The sequence below is a fragment of the Sphingobium chungangianum genome (assembly GCF_977014255.1).
In genome coordinates, this window is sequence record NZ_CDRNIV010000002.1 from 204,741 (window position 1) to 229,877 (window position 25,137).

Annotated in this window: 23 protein-coding genes; 13 read left to right on the forward strand and 10 right to left on the reverse strand. The window is 59.9% G+C overall.

The annotated features are described in order from the left end of the window. Positions 1-43: 43 nt before the first annotated feature. Entirely contained in the window at positions 44-2,587 is a 2,544-nt protein-coding gene (locus tag ACWNC0_RS01145; RefSeq protein WP_449469009.1) for a TonB-dependent receptor, read from the reverse strand. 112 nt (positions 2,588-2,699) lie between these two features. After that, positions 2,700-3,473: an SDR family NAD(P)-dependent oxidoreductase gene (locus ACWNC0_RS01150; RefSeq protein ID WP_449469011.1), complete on the reverse strand. Its 774-nt coding sequence runs from the start codon at positions 3,471-3,473 to the stop codon at positions 2,700-2,702. Positions 3,474-3,910: 437 nt separating this feature from the next. On the opposite strand from ACWNC0_RS01150, the gene ACWNC0_RS01155 reads away from it, so the two are divergent. The 12 genes from ACWNC0_RS01155 (at position 3,911) to ACWNC0_RS01210 (ending at position 14,814) form a co-directional block, all read left to right on the forward strand. Then, positions 3,911-5,560: a class I adenylate-forming enzyme family protein gene (locus tag ACWNC0_RS01155; RefSeq protein ID WP_449469012.1), complete on the forward strand. Its 1,650-nt coding sequence runs from the start codon at positions 3,911-3,913 to the stop codon at positions 5,558-5,560. Between the two features lie 14 nt (positions 5,561-5,574). After that, positions 5,575-6,444, forward strand: coding sequence for an amidohydrolase family protein (locus tag ACWNC0_RS01160; protein WP_449469014.1), 870 nt, complete (start codon positions 5,575-5,577; stop codon positions 6,442-6,444). A gap of 17 nt (positions 6,445-6,461) precedes the next feature. Next, positions 6,462-7,556, forward strand: a complete 1,095-nt coding sequence (locus ACWNC0_RS01165; protein ID WP_449469016.1) for a Rieske 2Fe-2S domain-containing protein — start codon at positions 6,462-6,464, stop codon at positions 7,554-7,556. A 131-nt stretch (positions 7,557-7,687) separates the two neighbouring features. Next, positions 7,688-9,193, forward strand: coding sequence for an amidase (locus ACWNC0_RS01170; protein WP_449469018.1), 1,506 nt, complete (start codon positions 7,688-7,690; stop codon positions 9,191-9,193). Positions 9,194-9,206: 13 nt separating this feature from the next. Then, positions 9,207-9,968 carry an SDR family NAD(P)-dependent oxidoreductase gene (locus tag ACWNC0_RS01175; protein WP_449469020.1) on the forward strand — a complete coding sequence of 254 codons (762 nt, stop codon included), beginning with the start codon at positions 9,207-9,209 and terminating at the stop codon, positions 9,966-9,968. 127 nt (positions 9,969-10,095) lie between these two features. Then, positions 10,096-10,575 carry an Lrp/AsnC family transcriptional regulator gene (locus tag ACWNC0_RS01180; protein WP_196227172.1) on the forward strand — a complete coding sequence of 160 codons (480 nt, stop codon included), beginning with the start codon at positions 10,096-10,098 and terminating at the stop codon, positions 10,573-10,575. After that, complete coding sequence (locus ACWNC0_RS01185; protein ID WP_449469022.1) at positions 10,572-11,057, forward strand: Lrp/AsnC family transcriptional regulator; 486 nt, start codon at positions 10,572-10,574, stop codon at positions 11,055-11,057. The genes ACWNC0_RS01180 and ACWNC0_RS01185 overlap by 4 nt, the downstream gene beginning before the upstream one ends. 221 nt (positions 11,058-11,278) lie before the next feature. Next, the gene (locus tag ACWNC0_RS01190; RefSeq protein WP_449469024.1) at positions 11,279-12,337 is read left to right on the forward strand and encodes an acyl-CoA dehydrogenase family protein; all 1,059 of its coding nucleotides are present in this window, start codon (positions 11,279-11,281) and stop codon (positions 12,335-12,337) included. After that, on the forward strand, positions 12,334-13,512 hold the full coding sequence (locus ACWNC0_RS01195; RefSeq protein WP_449469025.1) for an acyl-CoA dehydrogenase family protein: 1,179 nt from the start codon (positions 12,334-12,336) through the stop codon (positions 13,510-13,512). Before ACWNC0_RS01190 ends, ACWNC0_RS01195 begins: the two co-directional genes overlap by 4 nt. A 3-nt stretch (positions 13,513-13,515) precedes the next feature. Next, complete coding sequence (locus tag ACWNC0_RS01200; protein WP_449469027.1) at positions 13,516-13,941, forward strand: PaaI family thioesterase; 426 nt, start codon at positions 13,516-13,518, stop codon at positions 13,939-13,941. Next, a complete protein-coding gene (locus tag ACWNC0_RS01205; protein WP_449469029.1) occupies positions 13,938-14,309 on the forward strand; it encodes a PaaI family thioesterase in 372 nt (123 codons plus the stop codon). The genes ACWNC0_RS01200 and ACWNC0_RS01205 overlap by 4 nt, the downstream gene beginning before the upstream one ends. Positions 14,310-14,481: 172 nt before the next feature. Then, a complete protein-coding gene (locus ACWNC0_RS01210) occupies positions 14,482-14,814 on the forward strand; it encodes an SWIB/MDM2 domain-containing protein (protein ID WP_449469031.1) in 333 nt (110 codons plus the stop codon). Positions 14,815-14,911: 97 nt separating this feature from the next. Here the strand turns inward: ACWNC0_RS01210 and ACWNC0_RS01215 are convergent, their stop codons facing one another. The 6 genes from ACWNC0_RS01215 to ACWNC0_RS01240 are packed head-to-tail and all read right to left on the reverse strand — an operon-like array spanning position 14,912 to position 20,354. Further along, positions 14,912-15,604, reverse strand: coding sequence for a cytochrome b/b6 domain-containing protein (locus tag ACWNC0_RS01215; protein WP_449469033.1), 693 nt, complete (start codon positions 15,602-15,604; stop codon positions 14,912-14,914). Continuing rightward, positions 15,604-16,065 carry a c-type cytochrome gene (locus ACWNC0_RS01220; protein WP_449469035.1) on the reverse strand — a complete coding sequence of 154 codons (462 nt, stop codon included), beginning with the start codon at positions 16,063-16,065 and terminating at the stop codon, positions 15,604-15,606. The genes ACWNC0_RS01215 and ACWNC0_RS01220 overlap by 1 nt, the downstream gene beginning before the upstream one ends. Before the next feature lie 26 nt (positions 16,066-16,091). Beyond that, complete coding sequence (locus tag ACWNC0_RS01225) at positions 16,092-17,447, reverse strand: DUF1552 domain-containing protein (RefSeq protein ID WP_449469037.1); 1,356 nt, start codon at positions 17,445-17,447, stop codon at positions 16,092-16,094. Beyond that, positions 17,447-19,102 (reverse strand): DUF1592 domain-containing protein, encoded by a 1,656-nt coding sequence (locus tag ACWNC0_RS01230; RefSeq protein ID WP_449469039.1) that lies wholly within the window; start codon positions 19,100-19,102, stop codon positions 17,447-17,449. The genes ACWNC0_RS01225 and ACWNC0_RS01230 overlap by 1 nt, the downstream gene beginning before the upstream one ends. Beyond that, positions 19,099-19,293 carry a hypothetical protein gene (locus ACWNC0_RS01235; RefSeq protein ID WP_449469040.1) on the reverse strand — a complete coding sequence of 65 codons (195 nt, stop codon included), beginning with the start codon at positions 19,291-19,293 and terminating at the stop codon, positions 19,099-19,101. Before ACWNC0_RS01235 ends, ACWNC0_RS01230 begins: the two co-directional genes overlap by 4 nt. A 56-nt stretch (positions 19,294-19,349) precedes the next feature. Next, positions 19,350-20,354, reverse strand: a complete 1,005-nt coding sequence (locus tag ACWNC0_RS01240; protein ID WP_449469041.1) for a hypothetical protein — start codon at positions 20,352-20,354, stop codon at positions 19,350-19,352. A gap of 191 nt (positions 20,355-20,545) precedes the next feature. Between ACWNC0_RS01240 and ACWNC0_RS01245 the strand changes: the two genes are divergently transcribed. Continuing rightward, entirely contained in the window at positions 20,546-21,622 is a 1,077-nt protein-coding gene (locus ACWNC0_RS01245; RefSeq protein WP_449469042.1) for a helix-turn-helix transcriptional regulator, read from the forward strand. Positions 21,623-21,805: 183 nt separating this feature from the next. Here ACWNC0_RS01245 and ACWNC0_RS01250 read toward each other — a convergent pair whose 3' ends face one another. Next, positions 21,806-24,268 carry a TonB-dependent receptor gene (locus ACWNC0_RS01250; protein ID WP_449469043.1) on the reverse strand — a complete coding sequence of 821 codons (2,463 nt, stop codon included), beginning with the start codon at positions 24,266-24,268 and terminating at the stop codon, positions 21,806-21,808. A gap of 187 nt (positions 24,269-24,455) precedes the next feature. Next, positions 24,456-25,106, reverse strand: coding sequence for a TetR/AcrR family transcriptional regulator (locus ACWNC0_RS01255; RefSeq protein WP_449469044.1), 651 nt, complete (start codon positions 25,104-25,106; stop codon positions 24,456-24,458). Positions 25,107-25,137 lie beyond the last annotated feature (31 nt).

The following is a 25,137-nucleotide window of genomic DNA, read 5'->3' on the forward strand; positions in this document are numbered from 1 at the left end:
GGAGGAGGCGGGGCATGGGAGGGCGGGATGGCCCCGGAAAGCGTTAGAATTTCGCGCCGACGGTGATGCCGTAGGTCCGCGGTTCGGCATAATATCCCCCCGCATAGCCGAGCTGGCCGAAGTCGATGCCGCGAGCAAAATCCTTCGCGTTGGTGAGGTTCTTCACCCACAGGCGGACTTCGCCTTCGCCCGTCCCCAGCGGAATGCCGTCAACGCTGATCTGTGCATCGATCAGGTCGATATTATCGCCCTTGATCTGTTCGTTGAACGGCGAACCGAGGCTGCTGCTGAAATTATATTTGCCGTCTTCATGTGTATAGCCGATCCGGCCGCGCAGGGTGGCATTGCCCCAGTTCAGCGGGAACTGCGCGTTCAGTGCCACATTGGCGGTCAGGGGTGACGTATAGCCGGGCGTTGCGATCGACGCGATGTTGACCGGCGGCTCCCCGGTCACAGGCGACTGTCCGGCGAGAAACTCCTTATATTTTATGTCGATATAGCCGATGCTGCCATCGATCGAGAAATTGTCGGAAAGGACTGCCTGCGCTTCTGCTTCCACGCCGTTATAAACGACCTTGCCCGCGTTGATGATACGGGTGGCGAACGTGCCCGCTGGAGCGTCGGTGACGGGGCCGATGACAGCCAGATTGTCGTAGATGTTGTGATAGGCCGCGACGTTCAGGCGCAGGCGGCGGTTGAACAATTCCGTCTTTGCCCCGATTTCGTAGGAGGTCACCTTCTCCGGTTCGAAGCTGCCCAGCTGGTTGGTGCCGGTGAGCGCGGGGTCCTGAGAATTAAAGCCACCCGAGCGATAGCCGGTGGCGGCGCGGGCATAGAGGTTGATGCCATCGGCGACATCGTAGCCGGCCATCAGGTTCCAGGTGAACTTGCTGAACTTCGCAGCGCCATATTCGGGGACGGGAGGCGGCGCCGCACCGTTCTGGAGACGGATCATCTTCTTTTCGTCCCAGGTGTATCGGCCGCCAGCCGTCAGGCGGATGCCGCTGTCACGACCACCCGGATAGAAGGTGAACTGGCCGTAGAGTGCGGTGCTCTCGCTCGATGTCGTGTAGTTAAGCCGGGCAAGCGTCTGGACGAGCCGGTAACGGGCCGGATTGGCTGCGGCGAAGCCCGGTCCAAGAGGACCGAAATTGGCGAGGAAGACCGAATTGGTGTCGAGGATGAAGCCGCTATTTTGACGACCATTCTCGGACCCCTTCTCCCAGAAGTAGAAGCCGCCGACGACCCAGTCCAGCGAACTGCTGTCGCCGGAAATTTCAACTTCCTGGCTGAATTGCTTGTGCCGCCGCCGATTGTCGACAGAGAAGAGATCCTGGCTGATTGTCGGCACAGGCGCTGCGGAGATGAACGGTATGGCTGCTGCCGGTATAGTCGGAATGAACTGCAATAGCGATGCAGGCATGCCGTTGAACAGTGTTGCGTTGGAGAAGGCCGGGCCACTAAACGCGCCGATTCCGTCTAGATCGGTAATGCCATCGCTGTTCCAGAAACGATAGCCGGTCGTTGTCTTGACCTTGAAGCCGCCAAAATCATTCTGGACTTGCAGATTATGGCCCCAGGTCTTGTCGGTAGCGCTGCTGAGGATGTTGTTGCAGACCTTATGACGATAGGTGCGCGAGGGGACCGCCAGTGCCGCGCATTCCGGGTCCGCGAAGGTTGCTCCCGCCAGATATTGGGCTACCGGCGCCTGCTGCGTCACCACCGCCAGCCGACCATCGACAGTGATCGGGGCGTTGGGCGTACCATCCGCCACGTGGGTCAGGATGAAGGGGAGCGGCGTGCCCTTGATACGGTTCCAGTCGAAAACATATTGGATGCTGCCGGTCCCGCCCAGGTCGATTTTGGCGCCAGCGCGAAACGCATCTGACTTGCGCGCACCCGGATCGCGGGAGTTGCGGGGTTGCAGGATGTTGTCGATAACCCCGTCACGTTCGCTATGGCTGTAGGAGAAGGTGGTCGAGATGCCTGCAATCTCACCCGGATCGACGGAGATCTTGCCGTTCCACGCGTTGAAATTGCCGTAGCCAGCTTCCGCCTTCAGCCGGAAGGTGGATGAGGGCGCGCGGGAAATGAAGTGGATCGCACCGCCCGTCGTGTTGCGGCCGAACAGGGTGCCCTGCGGCCCGCGCAGCACCTCCACCCGCTCAATGTCCATGACGCTGAGGCCCATGGCGCCGCCGCGCGCGATATACACGCCATCCACGTAAAGGCCGTTGGCTGCATCGATGCCGAAGCTCTCGCTGCCGCCGTTCGAGATGCCGCGCATGGAAAAGACGGCCGCGCTGTTGCTGGTGGTGCCCTGCGTCACGACGACGTTGGGCGCAAGGCCGCTCAGGTCCCGGCTATCGCGAATGCCGAGCTGTTCCACCTTTTCGGAACTGATCGCGCTGATGGCGATGGGGACATCCTGAAGATTCTGGGCGCGCTTCTGGGCAGTGACGACGATTTCGTCGAGGCCCGGCTCCGAAGGTGTCGCGGTGGTCTGCGCCATTGATTGGCTGGCAAGAGCCAGGCCGCTGACCCCGATGATCAGATGTAGCGCTGCACATGTATATGTCTTGGCCATCAATATCTCTCCCATAGATATAATAAGGTTTTTAGTTGTGACGAATGCGACCGCGCTGAAGTCTATTTGCGTGTGTTCGACTATTCAGTTCTGGATGCCGCTGGTTTGGGCCTTAGCTGGGCATGTAAAGTTGAGCCGCCTTCCCGCCATCGACGGGTAGAGCTGTTCCCGTGATGTAACTTGCAGCGTCGGACAGCATGAAGACGATGGCATGAGCCAATTCTTCGGGCTGGCCCCCACGCTGCATGGGTATGGCGGCCGTTGTACGGGCGGCTGTGTCTGCTGCGCGTGCCGAGAACAGTTCAGTCGGCGCGGTTTGCACCTGGCCGGGAATGATCGCGTTTATCCTGATTCCGAGTGGCGCAGCCTCCATCGCGGCGGCGGCGGTGAAGTGGACGAGCGCAGCCTTTGAGGCGGAATAGCTTGCCATGTTCACGGTCGCGCGGATGCCGCAGGTCGAGGCGATGTTGACGATCGATCCCTTGCCCGCCTGAGCCATCATTTTCAGGGCGGCCTTAGTGCTGACGAAGGCGGCGTCGCTGTTGACGGCAAAATCCTTGCGCCAATGTTCCAGCGTCAGTTTGCTGATCGGCGCATAATGGGTGGACATGGCATTGTTCACCAGCATGTCGAGGCGCCCATATTTTTGCGCGGTGCCTTCGACCATCGCCGCAAGGGCATCGGTGTCAGTGACGTCGAGCTGGATTGCTTCGATCCGGCCGCCTTGTGCAGAGATGCTGTCGCGCGCGCTGTCGAGTAGCGCCTGCCTGCGGCCGCAAATGACGACCTGCGCGCCGCGCTGTGCCAACAAGGTGGCGGTCGCGAGGCCGATGCCATCGCTGCCGCCCGTGATGATGGCGACGCGGCCTTGAAAATCCTCGCTCATTCGACGTCCAGAACCTCACCTAAACAGAATCACACTCTTGCCGAGACCGGTGCGATGCGACTCAGGATCATTCAGAATTCGTAATTTGTAAATCTATAAATTCCGAATATGGATGTTTCAGGGGCTCGTAACGGATATATGAGAGCATGGGAATGGTATCGCGATCCGCTAGTGTCCAAGCCGATATTGCGCGAAAATCATTTTGGTTTCAGGGTATTTCAGCGACTTCCTCGCTTGCGGAAGCAGCATGAACGGCTGTCTGAAATGTGCGGAAAAATAATATTGTTGAATTACGCGAATGACGGAATAAAGTTGGCCTCAACAAAAGCAGGCGACGAGTCGAGGATAGAGGATGTCGGGAATGAGCGGGGCTGCGGCTCCGGCGAAAACTCCCGTCGAGAAAATTCCACGGCGGTAGAGTGATCCCCAAGGATAGCATGAGCAAGATCGACCCAATTTTCGCGACAGTCACCGCGCCAGGCACGCCCTTTGAAATTGGCGAGCAGGATGGGCTGCGTTTTTTCGTGAACGCGCCGTCGGACCTCAATCAATTGATAGAAGGCGCGCGCCGCTTCGGAGAGCAGATCTGTATCGTTGATTTCGACGGGCCAGCAGGCGAGCGGCGGCTGAGCTTTGCGGACATGTTCGCTTGGCGGGATCAACTGGCCGCCCGATTGGGTATAGAGCGGGGGCAGCGGGTCGCGATCTGCATGCGCAACCGCGCGGAATGGATGGTGGCGTTTCTGGCGGTTGTGAAGCAGGGCGGCGTTGCGGCGTTGCTCAACAGCCGCGGGTCGCCCGCCGAACTTCATACCATGGTCGAAGAGGTCACGCCGGACCTTGTTCTGGCGGACACTGAAAGAGCGGCGTTGCTGCGCGACGAAGGCTATGCGGGGCGTCTGATCGATGTGACGCAGCCGTTGGCGGATGAGACGTCACCGATCGCGAACGATGCGGCGGCGGGACCGGGCGATCCGTGCGCCATATTGTTCACGTCGGGAACGACCGGGCGGGTAAAGGGCGCGGTGCTTTCCCACCGCAGCCTGATTACCGGATTGCTGGGCACGCAGCTGACCGGAATGATGGTGCTGCACAATATGGCGCGCGAATATGGGGCTCCGGTGGAAGCCATCGCCGCGCAGGTGCCGCCTCAGGCTATTTTGCTGGTTTATCCGCTTTTCCACATTTCGGGGTTGGGCGCTGGCTTCCTTGCGCCATTCCTGTCGGGCGGCAAGATCGTCGTCATGCGCCGCTGGGACGCGGAAGAGGCCGTGCGCCTGATCGAGCGGGAACGGGTGACGCAGCTTTCCACCGTCCCCACCATGTTGTGGGACATGGTGCATCGCGCGCGAAGCAAGGAGGCTGACCTTAGTTCCGTGCGGAACATCGGATCGGGCGGGCAGGCGCTGCCGCTCAACCTGCTTGAGGAAGTGCGCAAGCTCTGCCCGCATGCGATGATAGGGACCGGCTATGGCATGACGGAAACGTCGGGCGCGATCGCCCAAGCCGTGGGGGCGGACTTTCTGGCGGCTCGTGCTTCGGCGGGACGAGTGTTGCCGCTGGTAGACTTGCGGATCGAGCGGGAGGACGGCGCGGTCTGTGGTCCGAATGAAACCGGCGAGATCATCGTGCGCAGTGCCATGATCATGAATGGCTACTGGAACAGGCCGGAGGATACGGCAAAGAGCCTTACGCCCGATGGCTGGCTGCGCACTGGCGACATCGGCTATCAGGATGAGGAAGGCTATATCTTCATCGTCGACCGCGCCAAGGACATGGTGATTTCAGGCGGCGAGAATATCTATTGCGCCGAAGTCGAGCGCGTCCTCAGCGAAATGCCGCAGATCACCGAATGCGCGACCTTTGGGATCGCGGACGATCGACTGGGCGAGGCGCTGGTCGCGGTGGTTCAGGCGGATGGTCTGGATGAACGCAGCATCATCGATTGGGTGGCGGGCAGGCTTGCACCCTATAAGGCGCCGGTGCGCGTCGCCTTTTCGGCCAAGCCCCTGCCGCGCAACCAGTCGCAGAAAATCAACAAGATCGCGCTTCGTGCGCTCTGGCCCGAGCTGGCCGAAAACAACTGAACAGGAGAGTTCCCATGGGCATGCCCAAGGACATAAAGATAATCGATTGCATGCTGGGTATTCCCGACGCGGAAGATCGTTCCGCCTGGTTCGATCCCTTCCGGCCGTTGATCAAGGACCAGCAGACGCTTCAGCAATTCGCGATGCCCGCGCAATATATGTTCAAGGACATTCCACAGACCGGCAAGGTCGATGACTTCGTGTCCTGGACTGTGGAGCAGATGGACCAATATGGCATCGACAAGGCGCTTGTCGGGTGGAACGACAATCCCACATCCTATCGCGCCAAGGAAATGTTCGGGGATCGTTTCTTCTTCGACCTGCCCTGTGACCCCAACAAGGGTATGGAGGAAGTTCGCCGGATCAAGCGCATCCATGCCGAAGTCGGCCTGTCGGCGATCAGCGTGTTCCCGGCGGGCACGCTGCCACAGGTGGCGATCAATCACAAATATATGTTCCCGCTCTATACGGTTGCCGCCGAGCTGGGTCTGCCCGTGCTGCTCAATGCCGGTATTCCGGGGCCGCGTATTCCGATGGAAACGCAGAAGGTTGAGCATCTGGATGAAGTGTGCTGGTTCTTCCCTGACCTGAAAGTCGTCATGCGTCATGGCGCGGAGCCGTGGGAGGCTTTGGCGGTAAAGCTGATGCTCAAATGGCCGAACCTCTATTATTCGACAAGCGCCTTCGCGCCCAAACATTATCCCAAGGCGATCATCGACTACGCCAACACGCGTGGCGCGGACAAGATCATCTACGCCGGATACTTCCCGATGGGTCTAAGCCTGGAGAGGATATTCAGCGACATGCAGAATGTCCCCTTCAAGGACGAAGTATGGCCGAAATTCCTGCGCGAAAACGCCATCAAGGTCTTTGACCTCAAATAATCTGACGGAGCCTTTCCATGTCGAACCCTGAAACCGCCGCCGCATCCGACGCGCGCACCCCGCCGGTTGCCGTATGGCAGATACTTGAGAAGCTGAAGGGGCAGGACCTGCTCGATTGGCGGCTGGCCGAAGTAAAGGACCGCGCATCAATCGAAGAGCGCAACCTGGATATCGGCATTCCTTTTGGCTGGTATCCGATCCTCTTGTCCTCGGAATTGCAGGTCGGCGAAGTGAAGCCGCTGCGCTATTTCTCCAAGGATCTGGCGATCTGGCGCGGCGAGGATGGCAAGGTCCGCATGCTGGACGCCTATTGCAAGCATCTGGGCGCGCATATGGGCCATGGCGGCAAGGTGCATGGCAATCTGCTGGAATGCCCCTTTCACGCCTGGCGCTATGACGGCGACGAGGCGGTAGTGAAGGACGTGCCCTATGCTCGCAATATCCCGCCGCAGGTGAAGCGCAAGTGCACGCGCAACTGGCACATCACCGAAGCGAACCGTTTTATCTGGGCCTGGTATCATCCGCAGGATGAAGCGCCGCTGTTTGACGTGGCGGTACTGCCCGAGGCGAGCGACCCTGAATGGACCGATTATGAGGTTCATGAGTGGAATGTCTGGGGTTCCCTTCAGAATATGGCGGAAAATGGCGTGGACGTTGCGCATTTCCGCTTCATTCACGGGACTGCCAATGTGCCGTTGGGCGAACTGCGCTGGGGCGACTGGGGCCGTGGCGCGGACGTGAAGGCCAAGATGGGCACGCCGTGGGGTGAGGTGGATGGCTGCATCAGCTATGACACGATGGGGCCGGGGCAAAGCTGGACGCGCTTTACCGGCATTTCGGAGACGCTGCTGGTTGCCTGCCTGGCTCCGGTCGAACTCGATCATGTGCATGTCCGCTTCTGCTTCACTCAGCCCAAGGCGCAGGCTGAAGGCGAGCGGGCAGGCGTTGCCAAGGCGATCATCCGCGACATCTGCAAGCAGTTCGATCAGGACAAGGTCGTGTGGGACCGGCAGAAGTTCGAGCCGAACCCGATCATCTGCGATGGTGATGGCCCGATCCCGCAGTTCCGCAAATATTATGCCCGCTATTATGCGGATCAGAACGCGGCGTAGCTGAACGAAGTGACGTGCTCCTGCGCTGGCAGGAGTCCAGATTGGTTGCGGGACAGGGCCAAGGCGGGACTGGGTTTCTGCCTTCGCAGGAACACCGGGTTAAAGACGGCGTGGGAGTGAGAGGAATGGACATGACACGCCGCGAGGGCATGGCGAGCGTCGGCGCAGCGGCTCTATTGGGCATCGCGGGGACGACAAAGGCCCGCACACCGTCCGCGAACCTGCTCGACACGCACGACGCCATGGGTCTGGCTGAACTTGTCGCCCAGAAGCAGGTGTCGCCCGGCGAGTTGCTGGAGGCGGCGATCGGGAAGGCGGAGGTGCTGAACCCGCGGTTCAACTTCATGGCGCAGAAACATTATGACTATGGCCGCGCTGCGATCGTCAAGGGTTTGCCGCAAGGGCCGTTTAGCGGCGTTCCTTGGCTGCTGAAGGACCTCAACACCTATATTGCGGGGCTGCCGACCGAGAATGGGAGCCGCTTCTACAAGGGATACAAGCCTGAGGTAACCTCCGAGCTGGTGCGACGCATTGAGAAGGCGGGCTTTGTCATATTCGGCAAGACGACGGTGCCGGAACTGGGCCTGACCGGGACGACCGAGAACAAGCTGACCGGGGACACGCGCAACCCGTGGGACGTGAGCCGGATTACGGGCGGATCGTCAGGGGGTGCGGCGGCAGCGGTGGCTGCGGGGGTTCTGCCCGCCGCTCACGCGACTGACGGGGGCGGGTCGATCCGCATCCCGGCGTCCTGTTGCGGCCTCTTTGGCCTGAAGCCCAGCCGTGGGCGCGTACCGATGGGGCCGCCGCGCACCGAAGGCTGGGGTGGACTGTCAGTGCATCATGCCGTCACCCGCAGCGTTCGGGATTCCGCCGCCATATTGGATGCGACGCAGGGTCCAGAGCCGGGCGGCCGCTATGCAGCGCCGACGCCGGGCGAGACTTTCCTGTCGCTAGTCGGGAAGGCGCCGGGGCGGTTGCGGATAGCGTTGATGCTGCATGCGCCTGCTGGATCGCCGGTCGACCCGGAATGCGTGGAAGCGGCGCGCAAGGCGGCGCGGTTGTGCGAAAGCCTGGGCCATCATGTCGAGGAAGCCGCGCCGAAGCTGGATATTGCGGCGATGGGCGCGGCGAGTTTCGTGCTGATCGGTTCGTCCGTGGCTGCGGACATGATGGATCGAGCGAAGGCGACGGGCATCGCGATCGGGCCGGATGTGCTGGAGCCGATTACGCTGGGCTTTGTGGGCTATGGGCAGAAGGCGACCGGCATGGACTTTGCCCGAGCCAACAACACGCTGCAGGCAGCGGCGATTGCCATGGCGCAGTTCATGGCGAATTATGATGTGATCCTTTCGCCGACATTGGCCGCTCCGCCGCTGAAGCTGGGGCAGATCAACCTGACCCCTGATGTCGATTTTGCGGCGTGGGGACAGCGCGCTGCTGTCTTCTCGCCCTTTACCCAGGTTGCGAACATGACCGGGCAGCCTGCCATGTCGGTGCCGCTCGCCATGTCATCGACGGGTCTGCCGATCGGGGTGATGTTCATGGGACGCTATGGCGACGAGGCGCTGCTGTTCAGGCTTGCGGGGCAGCTGGAAAGTGCTGCGCCCTGGAAGAACAGGCGTCCGGCGATTTGATATATTGGAGAATATGATGCGCGGATTGGAAGGCAAGGCGGGGATCGTCGCAGGCGGCGGGCGCGGTATCGGCGCGGCCACGGCGCGGCGGTTAGTGGCTGAGGGCGCATCAGTCGTGATCGGCGACATTGTCGGCGAGTGGGCGCAAGAGACCGCGCGCTCCATTCGCGAGCAGGGCGGACGGGCGATAGGCGTGGTGCTTGACGGCACGAAGGCGGCGTCTCAGGCGGCGATCGTTGAGGCCGCCTTGTCCGAGTTCGGGCGGCTCGACTTCTACCACAGCAATCTGGCGGGCGGCACCGAAGGCGACATCGATGTGCTGAACTGTTCGGAAGAGGTGCTGGATCGGTCCTTCGCGATCAATGCCAAGAGCCATTTCCTGGCGACGCAGGCGGCGCTTCCAGTGCTGTTGGAGCGTGGGGGTGGCGCGATGATCTACACCTCCTCCGGCGCAGCGATTTCGGGCAACCCAATGCAGGTCGCCTATCCCATGACGAAGAATGCGCTGCATGCGCTCGTCCGGCACGTGGCCCGCAAGTTCGGCAAGCAGGGTATACGCGCCAACGGCATTTGCCCTGGCGTGGTTTTGACTGAAGCGGTCGCGCAGCATCTGACGCAGGATTATGTGGACAATATGCTGGAGAATTTGCCCCACCGTCGCCTTGGCAAGCCCGACGACATCGCGGGTGCGGTCGCGTTCCTCGCGTCCGACGATGGGGAATGGGTCAATGGCCAGCTCTGGCATGTGAATGGCGGATCGCTTTTGCGAGACTGAAGGCATGTGCCCTGCTTCCAACCCTAAGGTGGCGCTCGCGATGTTGCTGGCCGGAGGATGCGCTTTCGATTCGACCTTCTGGCCCTTTGCTGGCAAGAGCAGCGGTTGAAAGAGGTTGAGTGGGTATATGAGCGAGACGTTTGCGTTCGACGAGACGGACCGGAAGATTGTCGAACAGCTGCGGCAAAATGGCCGGGCCACCAATCAGCAGATCGCGGAATCCCTCAACCTGATTGCTTCCACCGTTTCGACGCGCATTCGGCGGATGGAGGATGCGGGCATGCTGCGCGTTGTAGCCGTGTCCGACTTTGCGGTGCATGGCTATCATGTCCTGATCCACCTGGCGGTGCAGGTGAGTGGGCGGTCGGCATTGGACGTTGCGGAAGAACTGGCTGTATTTCCTGAAGTCTTCGCTGCGCATCTGGTGACGGGTAATTATGAGATTAGCCTGCTCCTGACGCTCCGTGACATTGATGAGCTTCCCTCACTGATCACGGATCGTTTGTCGAAGGTGCGGGGAATAAGATCGATGACACCCGCGATTGGGCTCGACATTGTCCGCTATGGCCTGGATACCGCTCCCATCGATCGCAGGAGGCTTGCATGAGAAGGCCGGACCTCGACGAGCTGGATCACCAGCTGATCGACATATTGGCGCAGGATGCGCGCGTGTCCAACCGCAAGATCGCGGCCGATCTGGGCGTGAATGAGGGCACGGTCAGGGGCCGCATCAAGCGGTTGCAGCAGGAAAAGCTGATCGCTTTCACCGCCCTGACAGGGTTGAAGCTGGAGAAGGCAACCAATGTGGCTTTCGTCGCGGTACAGGCGGATGTCAGCCATGTCCGCCAGATCGCGCGCGACATAGCGCATATACCGCTGGTGAAGGCCGTGATGATCACATTGGGGCCGTGCAACATCATGGCTACGTGCCTGTATGATGACCTCGACAACCTTCACAAGATGGCGTCGGGGCAGATCCTGTCGATGGAGGGGGTAAATCATGTCGAAACCTCCCTGGCTGTCAGGACTGTCAAGTTCAGCAACCGCGTCGTTCGGATCACGGACGCGCAGATGGTCAGCAGCTTGTAAGGTTCAAGTGAACAGTTAAATTCGGAATTTAAATATTTTAAAATTCCGCATATGAGTGCTTGAAAAGGAAAATAACCTCATATAGCAGGACGTGAACGGCGTTTGGCAGTATGTGGCTGCCGATCGTCAATGGCAGGAGAGCCGCCGCGTCATTGGATGGCTGATGTCTCGCACCGCCGGGTGCCGGGGCAGGATCTCCGCCCATATTAAAGGCGGCCGAGATGGAATTCGCATTTACCGACGAACAACAAATGATCGCGGAGACGGCGCGCAGCTTCTTCGCCGAAAATGCCACCAGCGAGCGCACGCGCAAGGCGATGGCGGGCGACGGCATCGATCGGGCGCTTTGGCAGGCTTTCTGCCAGGAACTGGGGCTCTCCGGCATCGGACTGCCGGAAAGCGCTGGCGGTGCAGGTCTGGGCATGGTGGAGCTGGCGATCATCGCGGAAGCGGCAGGCGCTCGGGTGGCGGCATTGCCTATGCTGAGCAGCTTGGCGCAGGCTGCGCAGGCCATCGCAGCTGGCGGTGACTCGGAGCAGCAGGACCAGTGGCTGCCGCGCCTGATCTCTGGCGAGGTGATTGGCGGTTATTTCTATGGTTCGGACATCCGGTCGGATGGCGATCGGCTGACGGGCGGATCGCGTTTCGTTGCCCATGGCGCCGCTGCCGATATGATCGTGGTGACGGACATGCGGCAGGTCTGGATTGTCCGCGCGGACGCCCCGGGCGTCAGCGTGGCGAGTCAAACGAGCATGGACCAGACCCGTCCCTTGGCTCATGTGCAGCTGGACAATGTGGCGGGCGAGCGGCTTGCCGATCCGGAAGCTGCGCTGGCCGCTGTCCATCGCGCTGGGTTCATCGCGGCGGCTGCGGAGGCGCTGGGCGGCGCGCAGGCGTGCCTCGACCGGACTGTTGACTATTCCAAGGAGCGTATCCAGTTCGGTCGGCCGATCGGGTCTTTCCAGGCATACAAGCACAGGCTGGCGGACATGATGGTGGAGATCGAGCAGGCGCGGTCGGCAGTCTATTGGGCTGCCTGTGCCGTGGATGAGAGCGCCGAAGAGGCGGAGATGGCCATTCATGCCGCCAAATCCTTTGCCACCGACACCTATTTCCGCTGCGCCGGTGATATGATCCAGTTGCACGGCGGCATCGGCTTTACCTGGGAGCATGACGCGCATCTGTTTTTCAAGCGCGCCCGTGCGCTGCAGACGATGCTTGGTAATAATGTCTGGCATCGTGAGAAGATCGCCATGATGATCCTGGGAGAAGCGGCATGAAACTCGGATTCTCCCCAGAAGAAGAACTGTTCCGGCAGGAATGCGCCGACTGGCTGAATGGCCAGATGGCGGGCGAATTTCGTGACATCAAGGGCATCACCAAGCTGACCGGCAGCCCGGAACGGCGCAAGGAGTGGGAGCAGCAGCTTGCCGCGCACCGCTGGTCCTGCATCGGTTGGCCATCGCAATGGGGCGGGCGTGACGCGACATTGGCGCAGCAGGTGATCTTTGCCGAGGAATATGCCCGGGCGGGTGTTCCGGGGCGCGTCAATCATATCGGCATCGAGCTTGCTGGTCCCACAATTCTGACATTCGGCACCGAGGAGCAGAAGCAGCGCTTTCTGCCGGACATTGCGGGCGGCAAGACCATTTTCTGTCAGGGCTTTTCGGAGCCCAATGCCGGTTCGGACCTTGCGAGCGTGCGGACGAAGGCGCGGCTTGAAGACGGCGAATGGGTGGTGAACGGCCAGAAGATCTGGACGAGCCTTGCCCATATTTCCGACTGGATCTTCGTTGTGACGCGTACGGAAGAGGGATCGCAGGGGCCGAAGGGCCTCACCTTCCTGATGATGCCGATCGATCAGCCGGGTATCGAGATACGCGGTATCCGCCAGATCAATGGTGATGCGGAGTTCAACGAAACCTTCTTCACTGACGCGCGGTGTCCGGCCGACAGCCTGATCGGCGCGGTGGGCGATGGGTGGCGGATCGCGATGGGCCTGCTGGCCTTTGAGCGGGGCGTGTCGACGCTGGGTCAGCAAATGGGGTTCCGCAATGAACTTGACGAGATCATCGCGGCGGCCAAGGCCAATGGAGCAGCGAATGATCCCTTGATCCGTCAGCGCCTCGCCAAAGCGGAAGTGGGCCTGCGCCTGATGCGTTACGGGGCGTTGCGCATGTTGTCGCAAACCGATCATTCCACGATCGATGGCGCTGCGCTGACCTACAAGATTCAGTGGGCCAGCTGGCGCCGCGACCTTGGGGAACTCGCCATGGACGTGCTGGGCCAAGTCGGCGAGATCAGCGATCACGCAGAATATGAATGGGATACGCTGCCTAACCTGTTCCTCTTCTCTCGCGCCGACACCATTTACGGTGGCACCAACCAGATTCAGCGCAACCTGATCGCGGAGCGGGGGCTGGGCCTGCCGCGTGAACCGCGCGGGAACGCCTGAACGGTGGAGGAGGAAGATGCCTTCGAGCGATTGAAGAACCTGCCGCCGCGGGGGCATCATGCGTTGCTGGGCATCTATAATGTCGATCATGGACCGGATTGGGCGGAACTGGCGTGTCCCTTCGCTCCCGGATTTCTGATAGATGCGGACGCTGGCCTGGTATCCTCCGGGCCGATCATATCGCTAGTCGATGCGGCAGCAGGTTCCGCCATCATCGCGCGTACGCGCCAGTGGCGGGGGATGGCTACGCTTGACCTGCATATCGATTATCTGCGGCCAGCAAGGGCAGGGCACAGCCTTCATGCGCGCGCCCATTGCCATCATTTAACGCGCAAGGTCGCTTTCACCCGTTGTGACGTTCATGATGGTGACCCAAAGGCGCCGATCGCCACGGCAACCGCCAGCTTCTTCTTCACGGACGAGTCATGATCGTTCGCACCCCCTATGCGCAGATGCTGGGCATCCGGAGCGTTGCGCTGGATGGCGAAACGGCCGTCCTCATGATGCCCGCTGCTCCGTCGCTCGAAGGGCGGTCGGGGTTTCTATATGGCGGCGTCATCGCCAGTCTGCTGGAACTCGCATGTCTTGAGGCCGTCGCGCAGGATCGGAGGGAGCCTTGGCCCAAGCCGATCAACATGTCGTTCGACTTCCTGCGTGGTGGGCTGATGGTGGACAGCTATGCGCAGGCCCGGCTCATCCGTGTGGGGCGAAGGGTGGTGAACGCCGATGCGATTTGCTGGCAGGCGGATCGGGACAAGCCCATCGCGACGGGTCGCATGCACCTGCTGCTGGACTGAAGCAAAGGGCGCAGGGCGGCACGGGCGGTCGACCAACCGCCTGGCGAGCGGGATGCTTATGTGGCCGATGCCGCGAGAAAGGAGCCTTGATTGTCACATGACAAGCAACTTTTTCGTCCCTCATGACTTGGCATGATCATCAACCCGCGAGCGATCAGCAAGGGAGAAGTTCATGGCGCAGACTCGTGAGCAGCGTGGCGAAAAGGAAACCAAAGCGGCTGTCGCCAAGGTGAAAAAGACAGGCAAGGTCACCGATGGCGCGCGAGGAGGGATCACCGCGCCGGTTACGCCCTCTCCTGAGCTGGCCGACATTATTGGCGATAGCAAGATTCCGCGAAGCGAAGTGGTCAAGAAGATCTGGGCCTACATAAAGGCGAATGACCTCCAAAATCCAAAGGACAAGCGAGAGATACTGGCCGATGACAAGCTGGAAAAGATATTCGGAGGCAAGAAGGCTAGCATGTTCGAAATGAACAAGCATTTGGCGAAGCATCTCAAGGCTTGAGATGGATATTCAGACGAACTGTGTGAAATGGGAGAAAGGCCCTCTGCGCTGACTGCGCAGAGGGCCTTTCTTATAGCGCATTAGCGTAGGTTGCGTGTCACGCCCGGCCGAACTGGGCGATCAGCAACCACGTTCCGCCCGCAACCAGCAGGAAGAGAATAAGCGCGGACCAGGCCGATGCGAACCGCAGCGTTGGCTGATCTCCTGACCATTTCCGCGTTCCGCTGATCATTGGTCCGACAAGATTGTCGCGCCGATGGACGAGGTAGAAAAGAACGGCGACGACATGAACAGCCGTGAGGGCAAGAATGGCGTTGAAGATGAAGGCGTGCCATTCCGCAGCGACCCGGCCGGTTTCGAAATCGACCAGATAGGAAAAGGGGCCGGACTCCATGCCGTCGATATCCACGGAAAAGAAGCCGAGCCCCACCTGCACCGCGAGGATGGTGATCATGGCGATCACACTCCAGCCGCCAACCGGATTATGGCCAGCTGCTGGCGTGGCGGCCCGGTTGAACATGTGGCCGCGGACATAGCGAAGCAGGGTCGATGGACCGCCAACGAAGTTGGAGAAACGCGCCGTGCTGCTCCCCGCGAAACCCCAGATCAGGCGGAAGAGCAGCAGCGCGAAAATGCTGTAACCGGCAAGCCGATGCCAATCCAGCATGCGTTCTTCAGCCGTCCACCAGGCGAAACCCAGCAGCGGCACCAGCGTCCAGTGAAACAGGCGGATCGGCAGATCCCAGATACGCAGGCGCACCGGCGCGCCGCTCACTTCCGCATCCACCATCAAAGCTCCGCGCGGAAACGATCGTGGCAGCTTTTGCAGGTGCCGCCCAGGCTGGTGCGCGCCGCGCCAAGGCCAGCGACATTGCCGCTGGCGGCGGCGGCATCCAGGGCCTTTGCAGCCGTGATCATGTCGCCCTGAAGCTTCACAAAGGCAGCGTTATCCTTCCAGATTTCGGCTTTGGCGCGCGTCTTGATGCCCGATTCCGGGCCGCTGCCCTTTGGGAAATATTTGGGCAGCAAAGCGGCGCGAGTGGCGATATCACGCGTCAGCGGGCGGACGCTGTTCATGTCGGGTGATCCGGACTTCAGCTCATCATTGATGCTTTTGAAAGCTCCGCCAATCTCCTTGTAGCTGGCCTGGCGCGCCTTGATCGCGTTGGTGACCGCAGGTGTGGCGGCATAGGCGGCGTAGCTCGCGGCCAAGCCGACGGTTGCCAAAGCCAGGGAGTAGGGAAGCTTCATATTCTGCCTCATTCTTTCTGTGATCGTCACGCCAATATTTCACCGATGGGCCGCTTCGTATTCATGGCATCCATGCCCCACGAGTTGACCGAAATTCCCATAACCTGTTGGAGTGTCAAGCCGACACGGCTGATCGACTCTCCATTGCCATGGACGTGGATGCCGGATTTGATCTTTCCTCCTGCGCGCCCGGCCAGCATCACCGGAATGCCCAGAACATCATGGTTCTTGGCATAGGATACGTCCGAATGCGCAAATACCAGTGTGTTGTCGAGCAGGGTGCCGTCGCCTTCCTTGATCGCTGCGAGCGCCGACACGAAATCCGCCCAGGCTTCCATGCTGCGGGTGGCGAAGAAATCCACGGTCGGTTGATACCCGATGGCCCGGTCGATCATTTCTTCGTGCGTGTTCTGGTGATACCCCGTCGTCTGTCCCGCCTGACGCAGATCGGATGCCGCTGTCGAGAAGTTCATGTTGAACACGCGGGTCTGGTTGCAGGCCAGTGCCATGGCCAGCATCTGCGCCATCAGCTTGTGATTGATCTTCCGCTGCTGGACATCGGTGATGTCGCCTGACATGGCCGGTGCTTCGGCGGGTACGACGCAGGCTTCGGCCGGCGGGGGTTTCTGCAACTGTAGCGCGAGCTTTCCTTCCATCTCGCGGACAGAGGTGAAATATTGGTCCAGACGGGCCTTGTCGGTCGCGCCCAGATTGGCTTCCAGCGCGCGGCGTTGTTCGGTAACCCCGGACAATACGCTCCGGCGCACCATGATGCGTGGATCGGGTTTGAAATCGGCCTTGTTGGGATCGTTGAAATCCGGCCCGAAAATCTTGCGGTAGAATTCGACAGGGCTGGGCGTGGCGGCATTCATGCTGCGTCCGTCGCGGAATGAATAGCTGGTGCGTGCATTGCCGTCCGCCGACAGGTCGAGCGAACGGAAGAAGGAGCCGCCGCCAATCGCATCGCCGACTAGCACGTCAAGCGTAGGCGCCCGAATGGCGAGCCAATCGTCTGCGGGCGCACCCGTGCGGACGGCGGTGTTGCCCGACAGATGAGGCAGATTGCCCTTGCCGTCCAGCATCACGTCGAACCCGGTCAGGACGCTTACATGCTGCTTCACGGCAGCAATGGGCGCAAGTTGTGGCGGCAGGTCGTAATCGGCCCCCATGGACTTTGGCTGCCAGCGATCCGGGATCATCCCGCATCCCCAGAACCATGTGCCGAAGCGCACGGGCAGGCGCCCGCCACCCAGGGTCGCGGCGAAGGCCGTGCCGTTATTGTCGAGAAAGGCGTCGAGCAGGGGCAATCCCAGCGTGACTGCACCGCCACCCAATATTCCGCGCAGCAGGAAACCGCGCCGTGTCGTTCCATTCATCAACATCAGCCAGTCTCCTTCGATCTGCGAACCGTTGCCACGCGACTTTCAGGAGCAAGGCGCGGCATGGCGTAAAATGCGGGGTCCAGCGCGATCGCGCGCATAAGGGATGGGAAGCGATAGCCGCCCGCCGAGAAGCCCTGGCTGAGGCGTGCTATCCCGGCTCCGTCTGCTTCCGCCGGATTGCGTCCATTGGCGTAGCGCCATGCCGACTGGACGAGGCAACTGCTGACGCGCGGGCTGTCGTGGAACAGTTGCCCAAGAGCAGCGGCGCCGTTGTAGGCCTGCTTTTCGAAATCGCCGGTGACGTCGATCACCTCGTCATGTTCGACCTTTCGGAACTGGCCGACGCCGTCGAACTGTTCCAGCCCCAAGCCTATAGGATCGGTGCGGCGGTGGCAGCTGGCGCATTCCTCGTCATCAAGGTGCGCCTGAAGCCGGGCGCGGGTCGTCTTGAGCGTCGGGTTGTCGACATTCTGCACCACCGCGAAATTGACGTTGGCGGGCGGGGCAGGGATCTTTTCGCAAAGGAATATCTCGCGCAGCGCTACCCCGCGAAGTGTCGGTGAGGTGCGGCCCGGATGCGAATGCTGCGAAAGCAGGCTGGCATGGGTGAGCAGCCCGGTTCGCGGATCACCTTGCGGAAATTCATAAATATACCAGTCAGGCTTTGTCACCGGCACGTCGTAGATCGGGCCGAGCGTGCGGTTCATTGCGATGGACCGCGTCGTGAAAAGGTCACGATAGTCGCCCTTTCGATCCACCAGCAACCAGTTGATGGTGCGCAGCGTCTGATCTCGCAGCGAAGTGCCGACGGCCTGCGAATAGGCGGGATAGATAAGGGTGTCCTTCGCCAGATCGTCCATTCCGTCCAAGCGGAGATAGTCGGTGAAGAAGGCGCGAACACCTTCATGGAACCGTGGCGAGGCGATCAGGCGATCGACGGCCTTGGCAAGTCCTGCCTGGGTGTCGAGCGCGCCGCTGCGTGCTTCGTCGAGCAATGTCTGGTCGGGTGCACTGTTCCACAACAGGAAGGACAGGCGGCTTGCCTTCGACCATGCATCGACGCTCCGGCGGGAGGGAGCGGGGCGATCTATGCGGAGCAGAAATTCGGGGCTGGTCAGCATTCCGCCTAGCGTTGCCGCCAGACCTGCGTGAAAATTCCCGAGCGTAGCGGTCGCCTCTGTCGCTGACCTTGTAAGAGCCGCAACTTCGCCCTCGCTCAAGGGGCGTCGGTAAAGCTGTGAGCCGACACGTTGAATAAACTGGCGGGCACACGCTGAGCCATCCTTGTCCACGGGAGTGGGTGCGCAACCGATCAGTTTTTGGCGATGCTGCTCGTCCGTCACCTGCGTCGCGATGCTGCGGGCTAACGTCTCATATTGTTCTAGGCCCGCTGCCGTGACGGAGACTGCGCTCGTGCCGACCGCCTGAAGTCCGTCGATGCGCAGGTCTGGTTCGAACCGGCCGACAATCTTGATGTCGGGGCCGAAAATATCGGCGATGACGCTGCGATACTGGCTTTCCGTCAATCGCCGGATCTGGCTGGGAGGTGTGTCCGCGTGCGTTTCGTCGGCGCGCGCTCCATTGAGGGCGATGCTGAGCCCAAGGGTGAGGCAGGCGCCAGCTAGGGCGAGCGAGGGAAGGGCGCGGACCTTCATGGACGCACCTCACTTTGTGCGACTTGGCTGGGCGCAGCAAGGAAGGCTTTTACGCCGACGAAATCATAGGCCGACGATATGGCAGTGAAGCGGCCGGTGCGCGGATCACGATAGCCGTCGGCGAAACGATCGATCGCCTTGCGAATACCGGGGCAGGATACTCGCGTCAGATTGGCACCATTCTGCGTCATCTGTTCGATGGAGTCATAGAAGCTGTCCAGCGTGTAATAGCCAAAGATGCTGCCTTCTATCGAGCCGTCAGGACTGAATTTGGCGCGGAGCCGGGCGCCCGGATGTGGCGCGGTGCATCCACTATCTGTTCTTTGTAGTTCATGGTCAGATCGACGGGGTCCGTCGTCAGGACGCCGCCTGTAATGCGGCCTGAGACTGTGGCACGAAGCCGGGGATCGGGATCGGGCGTAAAGGTGGCGCGCGCCAGCGGGCCGCCACGGCCGTCGCGGGTCAGCGGTTCACTGACAGCAAGAATGGTGACGCTCACTTCAGGGTCATCCTGAAGGCTGTCGACCCCGCGAAGCTCGATTACAGTGGGCGCCCGGGCCGAGATCATGGTCTTACCCGCAACTACTTCCTTGCCGTTTTCGCGGAATGTGGAAACGCAGCCGACGGCGCGCCAAAGCCGGTTATCGACGCCGTTCGTGCCATCTGGCCCTTCGAAATCCAACTTTCCTGCCTTGCCATCCAGGTTGATACCGGCGGCAACCTTGCCCTCATAGGTTTTGAAGTTCTTCGCCAAGGCCGGGAAATCGGCGGGGTTGGAGCAGGCGCTGTAAACCACTTCCCGCTTCTGGAAGGCGAGCCGCCCGGCGCCTTTGGGTAAACCGTTCAGGGCGCCGATCGCCGCCGCCAGCTCCTGCGTCGGCTCTGCCTTTGGATCATAACCCGGCGGGAAGATCACGGAAGATGAGCGGTCGCCGCGAAGAAATATTCTGCGGAATTTGAAATATTCGTTCATCCGCTGCTCAAGTTCCTGCCGTTTCTCCTTACCGGCATATTTGGTCTGCTCGGCAGGCGGCAGCATGGCATAGAATCGATCGAGGTCCCCGCTATCGGGCACGGGACAGCTGTCTTTCTCCCCACCCTGGGCAAGATAGACATTGCTGAGTACGAAGGCGTGGACGCCGGTTTCACCGCCGGTGGGCGCGTCGGCGCCGATGAGGGACGCCGCGATCAGGGGCAGGGCCATATATGTTCTGGTCGGCCGACCGTCGGTCGATCCCAATCTGCCCTTCATATATTCCTCTCTAATGCCGCTTTAGGCGGGTGCTTCAGATTTCATGACTCTTCCTGCATTTTGCCACCACCCCAAAATCGATCATGTGGCGCGGCAATTTCGCGCATCCATTCTGCGCCAACACCGGAAACAGAAAGATTTATCCTGGGTGCCGGATCGACTAGGTTGATCGAAAATCAAGGGAAGTATCAATGCGGCCATTACAGACGGAATCCGGCGAATGGCATCTTGCCGAGAGCGTGGCTGAGCGCGTGCTCGCCATTTATGCCGAAGCGTTCGGGTCCACTGAACCACTTTTTGCCCATGTAGGCCGGTCGGTCGATGGGGGAAGTTCATTGAGAACCTTGCCGGTTGCCGATCTTGCGCGGATGACCAGCCAGGCGATTAACGAACTGGCGCGCCGGGACGCGGTGATGATAGGACGCCGGGGGCTAGGCCCATGTGATTGGCGCGTCATAATGTACAGCCTGACGAGCGCACGAACCTTGCGTGAAGCGATAATGCGTTGCTGCGATTGTTTTGAAGCCATCGACTGGCGATGTGGCAAGATGGCGCTGCGGACCTATGGGGACAGGGCTGAACTTCAATTGGAAGCGATGCGAACCGGCGGATCGACGTCAGCGGGCTGCTTGATCGACCTTTTCGGTGTGATGGAAATACATGGCCTATTTGGTTGGCTGATCGATCATGCGATCCAAGCACGCAATGCCTGGTTGAACCATGCTCCGGAAACAGTCGAGGCGTTGAGCCTGCCAGCCTTGCCGTTTCCGGTGCGCCTGAACGAAGGCTGGAGCGGCTTTGATTTCAGTGCGTCTCTGCTGGATTATCCCGTAATGCGTAGCTGGGAAGACCATCATCGTCGGCCGCTCAGCAATCTTCTGTTCGTTTCCAACCCTCAGGAAGCGGACCGAACGCCAACCGAGATACGCGTTCGCGGCATTGCGATGGCAGCGCTCAAAAATGACAGGCGGCTGCCTTCCTTTGGTGAGATCGTGAGCAGGCTTGGAGGAAGCGAAGCTACGCTTCGCCGCCAGTTGGCGCGTGAAGGAACAAGCTATCGCCAGGTGCGCGAAAGCTGCCGCCGCGAACTGGCGCTGCATTTACTGCGCCGAACAGAGATATCGATCGAGGATATAGCGGCCAGGCTCGACTATTGCGATTCAGATGCTTTCCGTCAGGCGTTCCGCGCATGGACGGGTCATTCGCCGACTGCTTATCGACATGAAGGCGGGACCGCCATGTTTCGGCCAGAAGCTATGGCAAGATAAGGCTTGCCATCAAAATAGCGGCTAGGATTGGGGTCGTTGAAGCTAGCGCTACCTTGAAGCGCCATGAGACGGCGTGAAGGGCATGTGTTAGAAAATGCTGACTGGTTCCGGATCGAGGACCCCACACATTTTTTAAGATGGAGGCCTCCACGCTCCGCGAGGAGCATGGAGGCCAGCCTGTATTTACCACTTGAAGTTGAGGGTGGCACCAAATTCACGTGGGTTCATGACATTGACTACGCTGTAGCCCGACTGGAATGCGCCTGCGACGACAGCATTGGTCTGTACTTCACCCAGTCCGATATTGGTAATCCGGTTCTGGTTGAGCACATTCTTCGCGAAAATGTCGAGTTCCCACTTGTCGTCGTTTGAACGTACGCCGACAAACAAGTTGACGAGTTCACGATGCTTGAAGCGGTATTGCGACTGCCACCAGTTGTAGCTGGGCGTATAGGTGAGCAGGCCCCGCACGAATGGCGTGACGCTATCCATAGGGAAACGCATTTCCGTGTTGGCGTTCAAGCTGAAGTCAGGCGTATTCGCTAACCTATCGCTTATATTGCAGTAACTAACATTGCCGGTTCCAGTGACGGCTGGCAGACCCGTAGTGTTGGGTGTTCCAGTACCCGCATAGTCATTGCAGGGCAATCTGGCGTTATCCCATCTCGCCTTCGTATAGGCTGCGGCAACGTTCAGGTCCCAGTTCGGTGTTGGGCGCGCATCGATTGATGCCTCAATACCCTTAATCGTAGCATCGCCATTATAGTTGAAGTCAAAACCGCCGGTAGTTTGACCTGGATTGGTGGGCGAGGACCAGAAAATGCTGTTGAAACGGCTGAGAAAACCATCGAGTTTCTGATAGAATGCCGCAACGGTGTAATTCAGCTTCCGATCAAATAGCGCTCCCTTCAAGCCCACTTCGACCGAGTCTGTCTTTTCCGGCCGCGTCTGAATGAGATCGGCGGATACAACAGCCGGACCCGCGACCTTTGTACTACCTTGACGGAAGGAATGGCCATATGCGGCATAGACATTCAGTTCTGGTGTCACTTCATAGTTGATAGTCGCACCTCCAGTGATCGGAGTGTTCCGGGTGCGTTGAAGTGATGTCGGGATGATTTCTACCGGCGGTGAATTGATGAAGCCGGAGAGCCCTTGCTGCGTCGTCTGCACATTCTTAATGATCGAATAGCGTAGACCGCCTTGGATAGTTAGCGGACCAGCCTTGTATCTTAGGTTTCCGCTGAATGACCATGTCTGCGCGTACACAGGCACAGTTACCAAAGCCGTGAGAGGCAACTGATTGGGAATTGTATAGGGCGCGAAGTCTCCCGGACAACCGGCGGCTGCCCCGCCGACCAATGCACAAGGCGGGTTGACTTGCGCGGTAGGTGCTACGGTGTAGAGAAGCAGGCTGCTGTCTTGGGCAACTGTTGTGGTGCCAGTTTGCTTCGAATAGAACGCGCCAACACCCCAGCCAAGACCTTCATCATTGTTCGAGCTTAAACGCAGTTCGGCGGTATCGACCTTGTAAGGCGTCACTACATTCGAAGGCTGAACGTAGCCGGGAATGGCGTTGGCAACATCCAGGTCACGCGAAATCTTCAACTTGCTATACTGATGTGCTCCGACGAAGGAGAGTGTCGCAGGCCCGAGGTCATAGTCGAACTGGAGATTGACTAGGTGCGTTTCGTTCTGACTGCGGAAGATGCCTTCCTGCACCGAACCGCGATCGGAAACGCTCAGCGGTGGACCGGACGTTACGCTCGTGTCTGTAGCGAAGGGACCGCCCCCAAATGCTGGAGGCACGAAGATTGACGGTATACCAAATACTGTGCCGTAAATGCCCAGCGGGGTATTGCCGTTACCGACCACCTGCTGAAATATTCGATTGTCCGCCTGCAGATATTGATAGGTCAGGTAAGCGGTGAAGTCGGTGCTGGGTTGCCAACCAAGGGTAACGCGCGCGCTTTCCGTACGGCTGCGCGAATATTCACCACTATTCACGTTTCGCACCTGATTGAGGCGGTTGCCATCGACCACACCCGCTACGCGGATAGCTAGTGTATCGGAGAAAGGCAGAGAAACGCCGCCCTGAACGTTGTAAGCATGTCGGTCGGTGCCGGTGACCTGTAAATTCCCTTCGATGCGGTCGAATACGGGCTTGCGAGTAGCGATCGTTATCGCACCGGCTGGCGCTGACAGGCCGCGGAGCAGCCCCTGCGGACCGCGCAGCACTTCGATCTGCTGGATGTCGTAGATTGCAGTGAAGACTGTCTGCGCGTCCGTCGGAATTTCGTTATAATAGACTTGGACTGCGGGTCCGGTACCCTGATCAGGGTCGAAAGTGACGCCGCGCAGGGTCGTGGTGTTGTTACGGCCGGTCGTGTTGGTCAGTTCCAAGCCCGGTGCGAGTTGGGAGACGTCCTTGATGTCGAAGATCTTGAATTTTTCAAGCTGTTCGCCAGTTGCGACGTTCACCGACATCGGCACGTCCTGAAGTTTTTCCGCCCGGCGCGTGGCGGTTACGATGATGTCGCTTGAGCTATTTTCAGCTCCGGTCTGGGCATAAGCCAGCGCGGGTACAGCAAAAGCAGAAACGCCAGCGCACAGAAGCGCTGCGCGTGAGACACGCTTAATTCGCATCGATAATCCTCCCCTGAGGGTGTTGCTGTTAAACGGCTCTCGTTAATTTGGGCCGTTTCGTGCACTATATTCGAGTGGACAACGCTGGCAACGCTTTTCTGAACGGCGACGTGCGAAATGAACCGGATGAGCAAAATTGCTTGGCCGGTTGGATGGGCCGAACGGGAAGTGTAACCCTAACCTTCTGTCAGCAGCTTTGCGTTGGCGCCAAGATGCCGCCGCAAAACAGGCCGGTCAAACGGCGTGCATGAGCATTGAGATGGGCCGGGTCGATGCGGTTTTCGGCCTCGCCCTGGAAAAAGCGGCGATGGGATTCAGAGAGGATGAGGCTGGTGAGAGACTCAGCCGCGAAGGCCACATCCTGATCGGGGATGGTTCCCCGGTCGACCAGCGACTGTAGAAATGCGATCATCGGATCGAGATAGCGGCGCACGACGACCTGTTCGATATGAGGGCGGGCTTCTTCCATGAAGGAGGGGTTTAGCATCAATAGACGGCGCATGCCGGTGGCATAGGGTTCGCACACTTCGACAAGGCACCCCTGCACGAATGCGAGCAGGCTTTCCTGCCAGTCTGAGCAGGGAGGGACGATCATGGGCTCCAGCCCATAATTCAGCATTTGCCGGACGACTGCGGCAAATAGCGCGGATTTGTTGGGATAATGGGCGTAGACGGTTTTCCGCGACAGGCCGGATGCGGCGATGATCGAGTTCATCGTGAGGTTCGGCCCATGTTCGACGAGCAGCTGCATGGCGGTATCGACCAGGCGCTGCTCGACGTCGCCGCTTTCTTCGCGGCGGGGGCGGCCGGGGCGGCGGATGGGGGGAGTGGAAACCATGAAGGAAAGCATTGGCAAAAAAAGCTCCGGT